Source organism: Actinokineospora sp., assembly GCF_050699995.1.
Lineage (GTDB): Bacteria > Actinomycetota > Actinomycetes > Mycobacteriales > Pseudonocardiaceae > Actinokineospora.
The window spans coordinates 1-14447 of record NZ_JBOHGC010000228.1 but is presented as its reverse complement, the minus strand read 5'-3'; the positions used below and the strand labels follow the sequence as shown (position 1 = coordinate 14447).

16 protein-coding genes and 1 tRNA gene are annotated in these 14447 nt (G+C 69.6%); 8 read left to right on the top strand and 9 right to left on the bottom strand.

Features of this window, described 5'->3' with window-relative positions; translation table 11 throughout:
• Positions 1–163: 163 nt before the first annotated feature.
• A complete protein-coding gene (aceE, locus tag ACRDSQ_RS12415) occupies positions 164–2932 on the bottom strand; it encodes a pyruvate dehydrogenase (acetyl-transferring), homodimeric type (protein WP_431421091.1) in 2769 nt (922 codons plus the stop codon).
• Between the two features lie 299 nt (positions 2933–3231).
• Here aceE and ACRDSQ_RS12410 point away from each other — a divergent pair, with 299 nt between their 5' ends.
• The 6 genes from ACRDSQ_RS12410 (at position 3232) to ACRDSQ_RS12385 (ending at position 5875) form a co-directional block, all read left to right on the top strand.
• A complete protein-coding gene (locus ACRDSQ_RS12410; protein ID WP_431421090.1) occupies positions 3232–3663 on the top strand; it encodes a DUF3052 domain-containing protein in 432 nt (143 codons plus the stop codon).
• A 153-nt stretch (positions 3664–3816) separates the two neighbouring features.
• Positions 3817–4281, top strand: coding sequence for a peroxiredoxin (locus tag ACRDSQ_RS12405; RefSeq protein WP_091371855.1), 465 nt, complete (start codon positions 3817–3819; stop codon positions 4279–4281).
• Between the two features lie 37 nt (positions 4282–4318).
• Positions 4319–4390, top strand: a tRNA-Val gene (locus ACRDSQ_RS12400).
• A gap of 47 nt (positions 4391–4437) precedes the next feature.
• The gene (locus tag ACRDSQ_RS12395; RefSeq protein WP_431421089.1) at positions 4438–4650 is read left to right on the top strand and encodes a phosphotransferase-like protein; all 213 of its coding nucleotides are present in this window, start codon (positions 4438–4440) and stop codon (positions 4648–4650) included.
• Complete coding sequence (locus ACRDSQ_RS12390) at positions 4610–4822, top strand: phosphotransferase-like protein (RefSeq protein ID WP_431421088.1); 213 nt, start codon at positions 4610–4612, stop codon at positions 4820–4822. The genes ACRDSQ_RS12395 and ACRDSQ_RS12390 overlap by 41 nt, the downstream gene beginning before the upstream one ends.
• Positions 4823–4897: 75 nt before the next feature.
• Complete coding sequence (locus ACRDSQ_RS12385) at positions 4898–5875, top strand: DUF3558 family protein (protein WP_431421087.1); 978 nt, start codon at positions 4898–4900, stop codon at positions 5873–5875.
• A 169-nt stretch (positions 5876–6044) separates the two neighbouring features.
• Here the strand turns inward: ACRDSQ_RS12385 and ACRDSQ_RS12380 are convergent, their stop codons facing one another.
• The 4 genes from ACRDSQ_RS12380 to ACRDSQ_RS12365 all read right to left on the bottom strand — a co-directional run bounded on the left by ACRDSQ_RS12380 (position 6045) and on the right by ACRDSQ_RS12365 (position 9422).
• Entirely contained in the window at positions 6045–6695 is a 651-nt protein-coding gene (locus tag ACRDSQ_RS12380; protein ID WP_431421086.1) for a DedA family protein, read from the bottom strand.
• Positions 6696–6831: 136 nt separating this feature from the next.
• The gene (gene lipA, locus ACRDSQ_RS12375) at positions 6832–7833 is read right to left on the bottom strand and encodes a lipoyl synthase (RefSeq protein ID WP_431421085.1); all 1002 of its coding nucleotides are present in this window, start codon (positions 7831–7833) and stop codon (positions 6832–6834) included.
• 45 nt (positions 7834–7878) lie between these two features.
• Complete coding sequence (locus ACRDSQ_RS12370) at positions 7879–8808, bottom strand: oxidoreductase (protein ID WP_431421084.1); 930 nt, start codon at positions 8806–8808, stop codon at positions 7879–7881.
• Positions 8809–8867: 59 nt separating this feature from the next.
• Positions 8868–9422: a hypothetical protein gene (locus ACRDSQ_RS12365; RefSeq protein WP_431421083.1), complete on the bottom strand. Its 555-nt coding sequence runs from the start codon at positions 9420–9422 to the stop codon at positions 8868–8870.
• 90 nt (positions 9423–9512) lie between these two features.
• Here ACRDSQ_RS12365 and ACRDSQ_RS12360 point away from each other — a divergent pair, with 90 nt between their 5' ends.
• Together ACRDSQ_RS12360 and ACRDSQ_RS12355 are read left to right on the top strand one after the other, a co-directional pair.
• Positions 9513–10163: a TetR/AcrR family transcriptional regulator gene (locus ACRDSQ_RS12360; protein ID WP_431421082.1), complete on the top strand. Its 651-nt coding sequence runs from the start codon at positions 9513–9515 to the stop codon at positions 10161–10163.
• Positions 10164–10185: 22 nt separating this feature from the next.
• Positions 10186–11406: a hypothetical protein gene (locus tag ACRDSQ_RS12355; protein ID WP_431421081.1), complete on the top strand. Its 1221-nt coding sequence runs from the start codon at positions 10186–10188 to the stop codon at positions 11404–11406.
• On the opposite strand, the gene lipB is transcribed toward ACRDSQ_RS12355, so the two are convergent.
• The 4 genes from lipB to ACRDSQ_RS12335 all read right to left on the bottom strand — a co-directional run.
• Entirely contained in the window at positions 11387–12121 is a 735-nt protein-coding gene (lipB, locus tag ACRDSQ_RS12350) for a lipoyl(octanoyl) transferase LipB (RefSeq protein ID WP_431421080.1), read from the bottom strand. The genes ACRDSQ_RS12355 and lipB overlap by 20 nt on opposite strands.
• 9 nt (positions 12122–12130) lie before the next feature.
• Entirely contained in the window at positions 12131–12715 is a 585-nt protein-coding gene (locus tag ACRDSQ_RS12345; protein ID WP_431421078.1) for a phosphatase PAP2 family protein, read from the bottom strand.
• A complete protein-coding gene (locus tag ACRDSQ_RS12340) occupies positions 12712–13596 on the bottom strand; it encodes a TIGR01777 family oxidoreductase (RefSeq protein ID WP_431421077.1) in 885 nt (294 codons plus the stop codon). The genes ACRDSQ_RS12345 and ACRDSQ_RS12340 overlap by 4 nt, the downstream gene beginning before the upstream one ends.
• 103 nt (positions 13597–13699) lie before the next feature.
• Positions 13700–14447: 2-oxo acid dehydrogenase subunit E2 (locus tag ACRDSQ_RS12335; RefSeq protein WP_431421076.1), on the bottom strand; the 748-nt coding region annotated here is incomplete at its 5' end.

Below are 14447 nucleotides of genomic sequence, written 5' to 3'. Positions count from 1 at the left end.
GGTTCCTGGCGGTGCGGACGGATCGCCACTCATACCGGGTGTATTCGGGCGTATCCGGCCGTGCCGCCAGGGGCCGCATCCGGCGCGACTGGCGTGTGCCCGCACTTCGAGACAGGCGCTAGCGACGGTGGGGGCTCGGGGGAGAGCCCCCACCGTCGGACGATCAGGCCGAACCCGGGTCCGACGTCTGCGGGCCGGCGGCGGTGACGTCGTCGATGCGGTACTTGCGTGCCGCCTCGACGACCTTCGACTGGTCGACCTCGCCGCGCCGGGCCAGCGCGGCCAGGACGGCCACGGTGATCGACTCGGCGTCGACGAGGAAGTGCCTGCGGGCGGCCGGGCGGGTGTCGGAGAAGCCGAACCCGTCGGTGCCCAGGGTGGTCATGTCGGTCGGGACCCACGGGCGGATCAGGTCCGGCACCGCGCTCATCCAGTCCGACACCGCGACCACGGGGCCGGGGCTGTCCTTGAGCACCGAGGTCACGTACGGCACGCGCGGCGCCGCGTCGGGGTGGAGCATGTTGTGCCGCTCGATGTCGACCGCCTCGCGCCGCAGCTCCGACCACGACGTGGCCGACCAGACGTCGACCTGCACGCCCCACTCCTCGGCCAGCATCTGCTGGGCCTTGACCGCCCACGGCATCGCGACACCGGAGGCGAGGACCTGCGCGCGCGGGCCGGAGCCCTCCGGCGCGTCCAGGTACCGGTAGAGACCGCGCAGCAGGCCCTCGACGTCGAGGTTCTCCGGTTCCGCGGGCTGCTGGTACGGGTCGTTGTAGACGGTCAGGTAGTAGAAGATGTCCTCCGCCTGCCCGCCGTACATCCGGCGCAGACCGTCCTTGACGATGTGCGCGATCTCGAACGACCAGCCCGCGTCGTAGGCGACCGCCGCCGGGTTGGTCGCCGCCAGCAGCAGCGAGTGCCCGTCGTTGTGCTGCAGGCCCTCACCGGTCAGCGTCGTGCGGCCCGCCGTGGCGCCGAGCACGAAGCCGCGCGCCATCTGGTCGGCCGCGGCCCACAGGCCGTCGCCGGTGCGCTGGAAGCCGAACATCGAGTAGAAGATGTAGATCGGGATCATCGGCTCGCCGTGGGTGGCGTACGACGTGCCGACGGCGGTGAACGACGCGGTCGAGCCCGCCTCGTTGATGCCCTCGTGCAGGATCTGGCCGGACTCGCTTTCCTTGTAGGACAGCATGAGCGAGGCGTCCACCGAGGTGTAGAGCTGCCCCTGGTGGTTGTAGATCTTCTGGGTCGGGAACATCGAGTCCATGCCGAACGTGCGGGCCTCGTCCGGGATGATCGGCACGATCCGCGCGCCGATCTCCTTGTCCTTGGCCAGGTCGCGCACGAGCCGGACGAACGCCTGGGTGGTCGCGACGTCCTGCTTGCCGGAGCCGCGCCGGATCACGTCGTAGACCTGGTCGCCGGGCAGCACCAGCGCCTTGGCCTTCGAGCGGCGCTCGGGCAGGTACCCGCCGAGCTGGCGGCGGCGCTCCTGCAGGTACTGGATCTCGGGCGCGTCCTGGCCGGGGTGGTAGTACGGCGGCAGGTACGGGTCCTTCTCCAGCTCCGCGTCCTCGATCGGGATGCGCAGCGTGTCGCGGAACTGCTTGAGGTCGTCGAGGGTCATCTTCTTCATCTGGTGCGTCGCGTTGCGCGCCTCGAAGTGCGGACCGAGGTTGTAGCCCTTGATCGTCTTGGCCAGGATCACCGTCGGCTGCCCGTGGTGCTCCGTCGCCGCCTGGTAGGCCGCGAAGACCTTGCGGTAGTCGTGGCCGCCGCGCTTGAGGTTCCAGATGTCCTGGTCCGACATCGGGTCGACCAATGCCTTGGTGCGCGGGTCGCGGCCGAAGAAGTGCTCACGGACGAACGCGCCGTCGTTGGCCTTGTACGTCTGGTAGTCGCCGTCGGGGGTTTGGTTCATCAGGTTGACCAGGGCGCCGTCGCGGTCGGCGTGCAGCAGCGAGTCCCACTCGCGGCCCCAGATGACCTTGATGACGTTCCAGCCCGCGCCCCGGAAGTAGGACTCCAGCTCCTGGATGATCTTGCCGTTGCCGCGGACCGGGCCGTCGAGCCGCTGCAGGTTGCAGTTGATCACGAAGGTCAGGTTGTCCAGGCCCTCGTTGGCCGCGACGTGGATCAGGCCGCGCGACTCGGGCTCGTCCATCTCACCGTCGCCGAGGAACGCCCACACGCGCTGGTCGGAGGTGTCCTTGATGCCGCGGGCGCGGAGGTAGCGGTTGAAGCGGGCTTGATAGATGGCGTTCATCGGGCCGAGGCCCATGGAGACGGTCGGGAACTCCCAGAAGTCGGGCATCAGCCGCGGGTGCGGGTACGACGGCAGGCCGCCGCCGGGGCCCGCGTGCGAGAGCTCCTGGCGGAACCCGTCGAGCTGCGCGGTCGAGAGCCTGCCCTCGAGGAACGCGCGGGCGTAGATGCCGGGGGAGGCGTGGCCCTGGACGTAGATGTGGTCGCCGCCGCCCGGGTGGTCCTTGCCGCGGAAGAACCAGTTGAAACCCACCTCGTAGAGCGCCGCCGAGGAGGCGTACGTCGAAATGTGACCACCGACACCCACGCCGGGCCGCTGCGCGCGGTGCACGGTCATCGCCGCGTTCCACCGGACCCACGCCCGGTAGCGGCGCTCGACCTCCTCGTCGCCGGGGAACCACGGCTCGCGGTCGGTCGGGATGGTGTTGACGTAGTCCGTGCTCGTCAGCGACGGGACGCCGACGTGGCTCTCACGGGCACGCTCGAGCAGCCGCAGCATCAGGTACCGGGCACGCTGCTGCCCGCCGCCCTTGAGCGCGGCGTCGAACGACTCCAGCCATTCCGACGTCTCCTCCGGATCGATGTCCGGCAGATGCGCCGCGAGCCCGTCGCGGATCACGCGCACGCGCTCGGGAGTGCCTGGGTTGCTGTTCTGGGTGGGCAACTCGAGCTCCAGCCTGCTTCGAAGGTGTATATAAATCGCGCGCGCGTTAACGCGCGCGATGGGACACTCTGCCATGTTCGTCTGAATCGACGCCGCCGTCATCGTTACTGGTCAGTACGGGTGCCAGGACACGCTTCAGAGCAGCTGGGAAGGGCTGTTTGCGGCGTGTCGGAGACTCCACGGTTGCGCAGGTGGCCACACTCAGTGTTCGCTATCGCCTAACCGAACAGGCGTTACGCGGTCGGACAGGCCAAGATGGGCCCTGATGACCGTGCGAAATCAACTGGAGGAGTGACACCGTGGTGGCCGCGGGAGACACCGGCAATGCCGGCGTCGCCGACAAACTGGGGATCGAAGAAGGCACCGTTGTCCAGGAGATCGGCTGGGACGAGGACGTAGACGACGATCTCCGTGCCGCCATCGAGGAGCGCATTGGCTCCGATCTCCTCGATGAGGACGCCGACGTCGTCGTCGACGTCGTTCTGCTGTGGTGGCGTGAGGACGACGGCGATCTCGTCGACGCACTCATGGACGCCATCGGCCCGCTCGCCGAGAACGGCGTGATCTGGGTACTGACCCCGAAGACGGGCCGCGACGGACACGTCGAGCCCAGCGACATCGCCGAGGCGGTGCCGACCGCGGGACTCGCACAGACCTCCAGCATCAGCGTCGGACCCGACTGGTCCGGCACGAGGCTGGTGTCGCCCAAGTCGGTCAAAGCCAAGCGCTGACCTCATGCGACCGGGAAGCCCCTATCTCGGGGGCTTCCCGGTCCACGAGGTGGACATCACGGTGCCCGAGCGGGCCAGTGCCCTAGGGTTGAAACCACACGCACGATTGACGGGCGCCCACGCGCGCCCCAATTCCCAGGAGGATGCCGGGTCATGGCAGTCGCGGTCGGGTCGAAGGCTCCGGATTTCACGCTCAACGACTACAACAAGCAGCCGGTGAAGCTGTCGGACTTCCAGGGTTCGAAGAACGTCCTGCTGGTGTTCTACCCGTTCGCGTTCAGCGGCATCTGCACCGGTGAGCTCTGCCAGGTCCGCGACGAACTGTCGACCTACACCGACAGCGACGTCCAGGTCATCGGCGTCTCCGTGGACACCCCCTTCAGCCTCAAGGCGTGGGCCGAGCAGGAGGGCTACACCTTCCCGCTCCTGTCCGACTTCTGGCCCCACGGCGCCGTCGCCACGGAGTACGGCGTGTTCAACGAAGCCGCCGGCCTCGCGAACCGCGGCACGTTCCTCATCGACACCGAGGGCGTCGTCCAGTTCGCCGAGATCAACGCCCCCGGCGAAGCCCGCGACCAGGACGCCTGGAAGAAGGCCGTCTCGTCGCTCAAGGGTTAAGTTCTTCCACGACCGGTGTCTTCGGACACCGGCGTGCGGGCGCATAGCTCAGCGGGAGAGCACTCGGTTTACACCCGAGCGGTCGCAGGTTCGAATCCTGCTGCGCCCACCGAAAATCGACGCGATCGAAAACCTGTGTGCCTCTACTGTGGCGCGGTGACTCAGGTGATTGTGCTCAACGGTGGCTCCAGTTCGGGCAAGTCCGGGATCGTGCGCTGCCTGCAGGCCGTGCTGCCCGACCCGTGGCTGGCCCTGGGAGTCGACACGTTCGTCGACGCGATGCCCCTCTCCCTGCGGACCTCCAGCGAGGGAATCGAGTTCGCTCCCGATGGCGCGGTGGGGGTCGGGCCCGAGTTCCGGTCGCTGTAGGCCGCGTGGATCGCTGGGGTGGCCGCGATGGTGCGGGCGGGGGCTCGGGTCATCGTTGGCCTGGGCGCAGGCTGAGGTGGTTCACGAAGGGGTGCACTACGACTTCGAAGTGGACACCACCGCCACCGAGGCCTTGGAGTGCGCTCGGCTGATCGCCGCTCACGTGCGGTAGGTCCCGTTTGTAATGTTTCGGTGAGCTCGGGCGACATGGGTGTGACTGGGTGGTCGAACTGGGGGTTCGGGGCGCATGTGGCGTCGTGGAGTTGTGCTGTTCTGCTGTCTGCTGACGCTGAGCGGGTGCACGTCGGTGGTGTCGGGCTCCGCGGTGCCCAATGAGGCCGCGAGCGCGCTGTCGGCGCGGCTGGGCGGTGCTGACGGCGGCCTCGGCGAGCTGAGCACGGTCGACTTCTGCAGCCTGCTGGACGGGAAGGCGATCAAAGACCTCGCGCGCCACCAGAACGTGGAATTCGGGTCCCTCGACTTCTGTGTCCTCTACGCCGAGGCCGACGGCGAGGACATCCAGGTGAGCGTCGAACTCTCCAACCCGCCGCCGGACGTTCACGGCCTCGACCTCGAACGCCGCGACTGGCTGCCCGACCCGCTGCGCGTCGGGTCGCACGAGGACATCTACGGTGGGTGTGAGGCCGGGATCTTCTTCAAGGACCGCAAAGCGGTGCTGGCGTTCGCGGCACGGTCGAAGCCCGACGAGGAGGGCGAGCCCGCGGTCGACCGGGATGACCTCTGCGACATCGCCGACGCCCTCCGCGAAGCCGCCGCGACTGTGATCGTCGAGGGCCGGGTGAAGCACGCGGATTACGCGGCGAAGTCCCTCGGGCCGGTCGACCCGTGCACCCTGCTCAGCAACCAGCAGATCAACAAGGCGATGCCGACGACGTATGGGCATCGGGTCGGCACCCCCAGCAGACACCGGTGCAGGTGGGGCCTGGACGCGGAACTGGAAGTCGCGGCGGAGATCAGCGACTGGCCGCTGGACGAGGAGGTCTACGCCTCGGAGACGCTCGCGGGCCGACCGTCCTTTGTATACACCTCGAAAGACGACGAGTACGCCTACTGCGAGGTGGTGACGGCGAACATCGAGGACGCGCCGGGCACCCGCGAGACCATGTCGGTCCTCGTCTCGGCCAAGGTCGACAAGCCGGACCCCTGCGTCGCCGCGCGGGCGGTGGCCGCGCTCGTCTGGCCGCAGCTGCCCGCCGCGTCCTGAGGCACACTGGGGCGATGACCGACCAGTACCTGCTCCGCCCGGTGGGCTGGGTCGAGTCGCCGCTGACCGACCGGGCGGACGCGCCGAAGCAGGGGACGGGACGCCCGTGATCGACGTGAAGCCGGTGCTGGGCGAGGTCGGCGAGCGCTGACCTCGCCCAGCGACGAGATCAGGCGACCGGCTCGAGTGCCGCTTCCTCGGCGACAGCGGACTTCTTCTTGCGCTTCTTGACGGTGTGCACGATGACGCCGCCGATGACGACCACGCCGAGCAGGACCAGACCGCCCGTCGACAGCGCGCCTTCGATGCGCTTGGCGGCTTCGCCGAGGGCGGCGCCGATGCTGATGTGGATGGCCGACCAGCAGGCCGCCCCCGCGACCACGGCAGGCAGGAACTTGCGGTACGGCAGGCCAGACGTGCCCGCCGCCGCCGGGGTCAGCGTGCGCACGACAGGCATGAAGCGGGCGAAGAACACCGCCCACGCGCCGCGCCTGCGGAGGATGTCGGTGGCCTTGTCCCAGCCCTCGGTGCCGTACTTCTGGATCAGCTTCGTCTCGCGCAGCTTCGGTCCGAAGCGGCGGCCGATGAAGTAGCCGATCGAGTCGCCGATGCCCGCGCAGACCGTGACCACGAGCCACAGCAACAGAAAGCGCGGCACGCTGTTGACGGTCGTCGCGGCGACCAGCAGGCCCGCCTCACCCGGTGCGATGAAGCCCAAGCCGATGGTGCACTCCGCGAGCACCAGACCGCCTGTCGCCGCCACGAGAGCAGGCTGCGGCAGCGCCTGGAGCCATTCGAGCACGTCGGTAACCAAAGCCACGGTCGATCCCCCTCAAGAATCGGCGCCGGACCACCCGGCGCCGCACGAAGTCTCTCGTTTGGAGGGAGCGTGGCAGAAGGGGGTTCCCCCTGAGATCGGACCGAGATCCGATCTTCTGGGTCATCCTCTGGTCTGACTACCGCTTGAGCAGCGCGCTGATCTCTTGGCTCGCCGAGCCCGCCTGCGCGAGGTGCCGCAGGTTCTCCGGGACCTCGTCGCCGCGGTGTTCGACGGCCTGGGTGTAGAGGCGGCCCGCGCGGTACGACGAGCGCACCAGCGGTCCGGCCATGACCCCGGCGAAGCCGAGCGCCTCCGCGGTTTCCTTGTGCTGCAGGAACTCCTCGGGCTTGACCCACCGGTCGATCGGGTGGTGGCGCACGCTCGGCCGCAGGTACTGGGTGATCGTGATGATGTCGCAGCCCGCGTCGTGCAGGTCGCTCAACGCCTCGGTGACCTCGTCGGGCGTCTCGCCCATGCCGAGGATCAGGTTCGACTTGGTGATCAGGCCGAAGTCACGCGCCTCGGTGATCACCTGCAGCGAGCGCTCGTAGCGGAACGCCGGGCGGATGCGCTTGAAGATCCGCGGGACGGTCTCCAGGTTGTGCGCCAGCACCTGCGGGCGCGAGCCGAAGACCTCGGCCAGCTGGTCCGGCTCGGCGTTGAAGTCCGGGATCAGCAACTCGACGCCGGTGCCCGGGTTGAGCGCGTGGATCTGGCGGACCGTCTCGGCGTAGAGCCACGCGCCGCCGTCGTCGAGGTCGTCGCGGGCGACGCCGGTGATCGTCGAGTAGCGCAGGCCCATCGCCTGGACCGACTCGGCGACCCGGCGGGGCTCGTCGCGGTCGAGGTCGGACGGCTTGCCGGTGTCGATTTGGCAGAAGTCGCAGCGCCGTGTGCACTGCTCACCGCCGATGAGGAACGTGGCCTCGCGGTCTTCCCAGCATTCGTAGATGTTGGGACAGCCCGCTTCCTCGCAGACCGTATGCAGGCCCTCGCGGCGGACGAGGCCCTTGAGTTCGCGGAACTCGGGCCCCATCTTCGCGCGGGTCTTGATCCACGAAGGCTTCTTCTCGATCGGGGTCTGGCTGTTGCGCACTTCCAGGCGCAGCATCTTCCGACCCTCAGGCGCAACCGTCACGGCGTCAGGCTACGCCCACGATCGGCGTGACTGGTATCACGTGGGTCACTCCGGGTCCGGCGAAACGCCGGTCAGGTCGGCTGTCCGCTGCCACAATGTCCGGCCAAGATCGGGGTTGACCGCCGCTGCCCTCGGCTTCACCCGGCCGGGAGCGCCGAAGATCTCACCCGGTCCGGTCGGCCCGAAGTACTCGCCCCCCTGGACGTCGGGCGCCGTGGCGGCGTAGAGCTGGGGGAGCGCGCCGCGCTCGACGGACTGGGTGATGAGCTTGTTCCCCAGGCTGACGACCTTGGACACGACGCCGCCGAGCGGCCCGGGGACGCGCAGCCGGGCGGAGTTGACGGCGAGGTCGGTTTCGGTCATGCCGGGATGCGCCGCGACGCTGATCACCGGGTCGCCCGCGGCGATCAGCCGCCGGTTGAGCTCGAAGGCGAACAGCAGGTTCGCCAGCTTGGACTGCCCGTACGCGGCGGCGGCGTTGTAGCCGCGGCGCTCGAAGTTCAGGTCGTCGACGTCCAGGCCGCCGCCGCGGTGCGCGATGCTCGACAGCGTCACCACCCGGGCGTTCTCCCCGCCGCGCAGGGCGGGCATCAGCAGCCAGGTGAGCGCGGCGTGGCCGAGGTGGTTGGTGCCGATCTGCAGCTCGAAGCCGTCGGCCGTGGTGGCCTTGGGCGTGCCCATCACCCCGGCGTTGTTCATCAGCACGTCGAGCCGGTCGCCGGTGCGTTCACGGACCTCGGCGGCGGCCTTGCGGACCGACGCCAGGTCGGCGAGGTCGAGCTCCAGCAGCTCGGCGGCGCCGTCGATGGACGCGATCGCCGCCCGGCCGCGCTCCAGGGACCGCGCGCCGACGAACACGTGCGCGCCTTTGCCCGCCAGCACCTGGGCGCTGCGCAGCCCCAAGCCGGAGTTGGCTCCGGTGATGAGAACTGTGCGGCCGCCCAGGTCGGGGAGGTCGGCTTCGGACCACGTCATCGTGCCCTCCAAAAGGTCGGCTCCCCACCGACCCTAGGAAGGGCGGGCTGAGAGCACGCTCAGGCGCTCGCGACCAGCCTGCGGAACAGCTGCTCGACCGGGTGACGGCGACGTTCGGTCCGGTCCGACGCACTGCGCACCAGAGCGACGAACGCGGCGCCGACCCGGGTGATCTCATCGCGGGTCTCGTGCGGCTCGGCCAGGCCCGCGGCGAGCGCGAGCATGCGGTATTCGCTCTCGACACCCGGGCGCAGCGCGCTCGGGTAGGCGGCGATGCCCTGGTCGACGAGCCTGCGCAGGACCGGGAACCCGGTGGCGGTGGTGCGCCAGGCCCGGGAGACCGCGTCGACCAGGTCGATCGACGGGTCACGCTCGGCTTCGGCCTGAGCCAGGCCGAGTCGGCCGGTCAGCTTCAGCGTCCACTTGTAGTGCAGGGCGAGCAGCAGCTCCTCGGGGCCGGTGAAGACCTCGACGGCCTCCGGCACCTCGGCGAACGGCAGTGCCCCGGTCGGGTTGTTCTCGGCGTAGTCGACGATGGCGTCCATCGCGTCGCGCCTGCGGTAGTAGTCGTTCCAGCTCATGGCTTCCTGGCTCCCCTCCGTGACCTCGGCCATACCGTGGGTTTCCGGCATACCGTCGGTACGGAACCGATACCGCCAACCTACCACGGGTACGTACCGCCGGTATGTCGTAACGTTGTGAATATGGCGACAGCGCAGTCGAGGCGAGTGGATTACAGCGAAAGCACCAGGCAGGCCCTGGTGGACTCCGCGGTGTATTTGTTCACCAAGCGTGGGTATTCCGCTACCTCACTCGATGTCATCGCCAAACGCGCCCGGGTGACGAAGGGGGCGCTTTACCACCACTTCAGCGGCAAGCAAGCCCTGTTCGAGGCCGCTTTCGGGGCCGTTGAGACGGGGGTGATGGGCCGTTTGGCCGAGGTCGTCGCCGGGCCCGGGAACGCATGGGACCGGGCCATGGCCGGTATCCAGGCATATATCAAAATGTGCATGGAACCGTCGTATCAGCGAATTGCCATCCATGAGGGTCCCGTGGTGATGGGATGGGAACGCTGGCGTGAGGCCGAGGAACATTTCAGTTACGGGATTGTGAAGGCCGCGCTGGAGTCGCTGATCGAGGCGGGCGAAATCGAGGAACTACCCATCGAGGTGACCACCCGCATCCTCTTCGGCGCCCTGTCCTCGGGCGCGACGATCATCGCGGGCTCCGAGGACCCGAAGAAGGCGGCGGCGGAGGTCGGCACCACGATCACCCGCGTGCTGACGGGCCTGCGCACCCAGGCGGCACCTGAGCGTCGTCGACCGAAAGCTGCCCGCGTTGGTAATGGACGCTGAGTGGTGTGAACTGCCGGTTTCGATGAACCCCTGGTTCTGGCGGGAAGACGGCACTTCGACGGCGGAGGGTGTGGTCGCGCTGCCGGACGATGGCACGCTCGCGGTGCGAATGCCCAACGCCACTGTGGATCTGCTCGGCACCATCTACGAACGGGGAAGCGTGTGGTTCTCCGCGCCCCAGCGAGTGGGAAGGCCGTGGCGGTGGGATTCCCGGGTATCCGCTGCTGGCCGCGGCGACGATTCGATGACGGTGACCGAGCCCCGAACCGACCGACCAGCCATGGGCGACCCGACCACCGCTGCACTGTTCCGCGCCCATCGCCGGGACGGGATCGTGCTGGTCTGCGCCGGAGTGCTCCTGCCGTTGTTCGGCTGGTTCGTGCTGTCGGTGGGCGATGACAGCTATTCGACGCCCCTCATGATCTTGTTCGGCGCGTTGTTTCTCTTGATCGTCGCGCGGATCCGACTGTGGGTTCGCTGGCTGCGGCCCGGTGGACGGCTGCTGCGCGCGGAGGCCTGGCGCCCGGTCGCCACGCGGGTGGGGCGGGCGGGCAGGCCGTGGTGGAACTCGGATGTGCGCCTCGGCGACGGCACGGCGCTGCGGGTGAGCGAGCTGACCGCCGCCCACCACGCGTTGATCGCGCGAACCGGTCGCGTCTGGGTGGTCGGACCGGACGACTCCGGCTGGGCTGCCCTGCGCGTCGACGGTGCGCGGAGCGCGTTGCCCGCCCAGCGGATCCGCCGAGCGGAGAACCTGCCGCCGGTGGACGGGGACGTCGGCCCTCGCCGCCTCCCAGCTGCGCGCGCGGTCCTTCGTGCCCCTCTGGCTCCTCGTCGGCTGGTTGCCGTGGACCGCCTGGTGGGTCGCGTCCGGCGGAAGCTGGTCGATCCTTGGTTCGCTGATCGGATGGGCAGTCGTGGTCTTCGGCACTCGCGAGCGGGCCTCGACCGGCAGCTGCCCAAGTTCGTGACGGCCGCCGAGTGGACGCGGGCCAAGGTGACCTTGAAGCCGTGGGGCGTCGGGCACGGCGGGCACACGCGCGCCGCCAGCCAGGTGTGGTTCGAGGACGGCACGTCGTTGCCGCTGTCGATGCCCAACGCGTCGGTCGACCTGGTCGCGGCCGCCCACGAGGCCGAGACCCTCTGGTTCTCCGAGCAGCCGGAGCCGGGGAAGACCCTGGCGGTGGGATTCCCCGGCTATCCGCTTGTGGCAGCGGCGAAGGTCAGCTCAGTGCGAACGTGACACCCGGGCTGGCGGGCTCCGGCTTGTCCAGCCAGTGGTCGGCCACCGGAAGCGCGCCCTCCAGCGCGTCCAGCACCAGCGCGCGGGCCAGGGGGAGCACCTCGGCGACCGTGACGGGACGGCCGAGTTCGTTGGTCAGCGATGTGACGCCCGCGTCGCGGATGCCGCAGGGGACGATCCGGTCGAACGCGCTCAGGTCGGCGTCGCAGTTGATCTCGAAGCCGTGCATGGTGACGCCGCGCTGCACGCGGATGCCGATGGCGGCGATCTTGCGTTCCGGGCGGGTCTCGTCGGCGGGCAGCCAGACCCCGCTGCGGCCCTCCACGCGCCCCGTGCGCAGGCCCAGCTTCGCGCACACGGCGATGAGGGCTTCCTCGATGCGCCGGACGTACTGGACCACGTCGACCGGGTCGGACAGCATGACGATCGGGTAGCCGACGAGCTGGCCGGGGCCGTGCCAGGTGATCTTGCCGCCGCGGTCGACGTCGATCACCGGGGTGCCGTCGTCGGGACGCTCCGAGGGCTCGGTGCGCTTGCCCGCGGTGTAGACCGACGGGTGCTCCAGCAGCAGGAGGGTGTCCTCCCCGGTGCCGTCGGCGCGGGCGTGCGCGAGTTCGCGCTGCAGGTCCCAGGCCTCGAGGTAGTCGATGGTGCCGACCTCGCGCACCGAGACCGGTCGGGTGTCGGCGCGACAGGAGATGTTCGCTGTGCTCACCCCGCGACCCTACGCCGTCGGTTTCGGCGCGGGCAGCAGCCGCAGCCCCACGGCGGTCAGCAGACCGACGCCGACCACGCCGAGCGTGGCTCCGACCAGGTCCGTCAGCCAGTGCACGTCGAGAATCACCCGACAGAGTGCGGCGAGGACCACAGCGACCGCGGACACCACCACCGCCGTCCGGACCCATTCACGGGCCAGCCAGGCGCACAGCACGACCGCGGTGAACCCGACCGACGCCACCGACACCACGTGCCCGCTCGGGAAGCTGAAATCCGGGTAGTCCGTCGGTCGTGCCCGCTCGAACAGCGGCTTGACCAGCGACACCGCCCGGCACGCCGCGAGCAGGAGCACCGCGCGCAGCAGCAGCCCCGCCCTGGGACGCGCGAGCGCCGCCGCGACCAGGAGCGCGACCACGGCGACCACCGGCAGGATCGGCCCGAGCACGACCGTCACGACCGACGCCACGGACCGCAGCCCCAAGCCGTCGCCCGCGGTGTCGGCGACGAACCGGTCGATGTCCGGCACCGGGCCCGACACCACCAAGCCGAGCAGGACGAACGCGATCACCAGGGCCGCGCCGAGCGACCTCACCGCCCTTCAACCGCCTCCAGTGCGGCTTCGACAGTGCCGAAGGTGAAGGTGAACCCCTTGTCCTGCAACACCTTCGGCACGACCCGCTGGCTGAGCAGGATCTCGTCGGCCAGGTCGCCCACGACGGCCTTCAGCGCGAACTTCGGCACGGTGAACACCGCGGGGCGGTTCTTGACCCGGCCGAACGCGGCGGTGAACTCCGCGTTCGTGGCCGGGGTCGGACCGGCCAGGTTGACCGGCCCGGCGACGTCGCCGCGCAGCAGGAACATCAGCCCCTCGATGTGGTCGTCGAGGTGGATCCACGGCATGTACTGCTCACCGCTGCCGAGCTTGCCGCCCAGCGCCAGGGAGAACAGCGGCCGCAGCGGCCCGAGCAGGCCGCCCTTGCGCGAGAGGACCGACGCGGTCCGGGCCAGCACGACCCTGGCCCCGGCCGCCTTGGCGGGCTCCGTGGCGGCCTCCCAGTGCGCGCACAGCTCGGCGAGGAACCCACGCCCGACCGGCGCGGACTCGTCGACCGTCGAGGCGCCGGTGTCGCCGTAGACGCCGACGGCCGAGGCGTTGAGCAGCGTCGGGACCCCGCTCTCGGCGACCTTCGCGGCCAGCACCTCGGTCGGCTCGATTCGGCTGTCGAGCAGGACCTGCTTGCGTGCCTGGCTCCAGCGCCGGTCGGCGAGGCCCGCGCCGCACAGGTTGACCACCGCGTCGACGCCGTCGAGCACGCCGGGGTCCATCCGGCCCGCGGGCGGGTCCCATTGGCGCTCGTCGGGCGCGTGCGGGGTGCGCCGGACCAGCCCGAGCACCTCGTGCCCGTCCTTGCGGAGCCTGGCGACGAGTGCGGTCCCGATGAGGCCGGACGAGCCGGCGACGACTACGCGCATGCCCCGATCGTGCCGAATATCCCAAAGGGACGCTTGATCGGGTGGGCCGCGAACGCCGCTGGGCCGCCCCGGTCGGGACGGCCCAGCGGTGTGAAACGGATCTTCAGAGCCCGAGCTCGCTCTCGAACGCGCCCTCTTCCAGGCGGTTCTTCACCGCGGTGAGGAAGCGGCCCGCGTCGGCGCCGTCGACCAGGCGGTGATCGTAGGTCAGCGCGAGGTAGACCATCGAGCGGACGGCGATCGTGTCGTCGCCGTTCTCGTCGGTCAGCACCACGGGCCGCTTGACGACCAGGCCGACACCCAGGATGCCGACCTGCGGCAGCTGGATGATCGGCGAGTCCCACAGCGCGCCCTGGCTGCCCAGGTTGGTCAGGTTGAACGTGGCGCCGAACAGCTCGTCCGGGGTGACCTTGTTCGCCCTGGTGCGCTCGGCGACATCGGCGATCTTGTGCGCCAGGCCCGCGATGTTCAGCCCGCCCGCGTCGCGGATGGCCGGGGTCAGCAGGCCGCGGTCGGTGTCCACGGCGATGCCGAGGTTCTCCGTGCCGTGGTAGGTGACCTCGGTGCCGTCCTCGCTGATCGAGGCGTTGAGCTTCGGGTGCTGCTTGAGCGCCTCGACGGTCGCCTTGGCGAAGAACGGCAGGAACGTCAGCTTGACGCCCTCACGCTGCTCGAAAGCGGACTTGGCCTTGGACCGCAGCTTCGCGATCTTGGTGACGTCGACCTCGACGACCTGGGTGAGCTGGGCCGCGGTCTGCAGCGACTCGACCATGCGGCGCGAGACCGTCTGGCGAAGTCGCGACATCTTCTGCGTCGTGCCGCGCAGCGAGGAGTCCGGCCCGGTGGGGGCC

Excerpts from the sequence above, each read along its gene's own strand:
- ACRDSQ_RS12405 (WP_091371855.1), top strand. The coding sequence starts at position 3,817 with ATGGCAGTCGCGGTCGGGTCGAAGGCTCCGGATTTCACGCTCAACGAC.
- ACRDSQ_RS12370 (WP_431421084.1), bottom strand. The coding sequence starts at position 8,808 with ATGACGTGGTCCGAAGCCGACCTCCCCGACCTGGGCGGCCGCACAGTT.
- ACRDSQ_RS12365 (WP_431421083.1), bottom strand. The coding sequence starts at position 9,422 with ATGGCCGAGGTCACGGAGGGGAGCCAGGAAGCCATGAGCTGGAACGAC.
- ACRDSQ_RS12355 (WP_431421081.1), top strand. The coding sequence starts at position 10,186 with ATGAACCCCTGGTTCTGGCGGGAAGACGGCACTTCGACGGCGGAGGGT.
- ACRDSQ_RS12385 (WP_431421087.1), top strand. The coding sequence starts at position 4,898 with ATGTGGCGTCGTGGAGTTGTGCTGTTCTGCTGTCTGCTGACGCTGAGC.
- ACRDSQ_RS12390 (WP_431421088.1), top strand. The coding sequence starts at position 4,610 with ATGGCGCGGTGGGGGTCGGGCCCGAGTTCCGGTCGCTGTAGGCCGCGT.
- ACRDSQ_RS12340 (WP_431421077.1), bottom strand. The coding sequence starts at position 13,596 with ATGCGCGTAGTCGTCGCCGGCTCGTCCGGCCTCATCGGGACCGCACTC.
- ACRDSQ_RS12360 (WP_431421082.1), top strand. The coding sequence starts at position 9,513 with ATGGCGACAGCGCAGTCGAGGCGAGTGGATTACAGCGAAAGCACCAGG.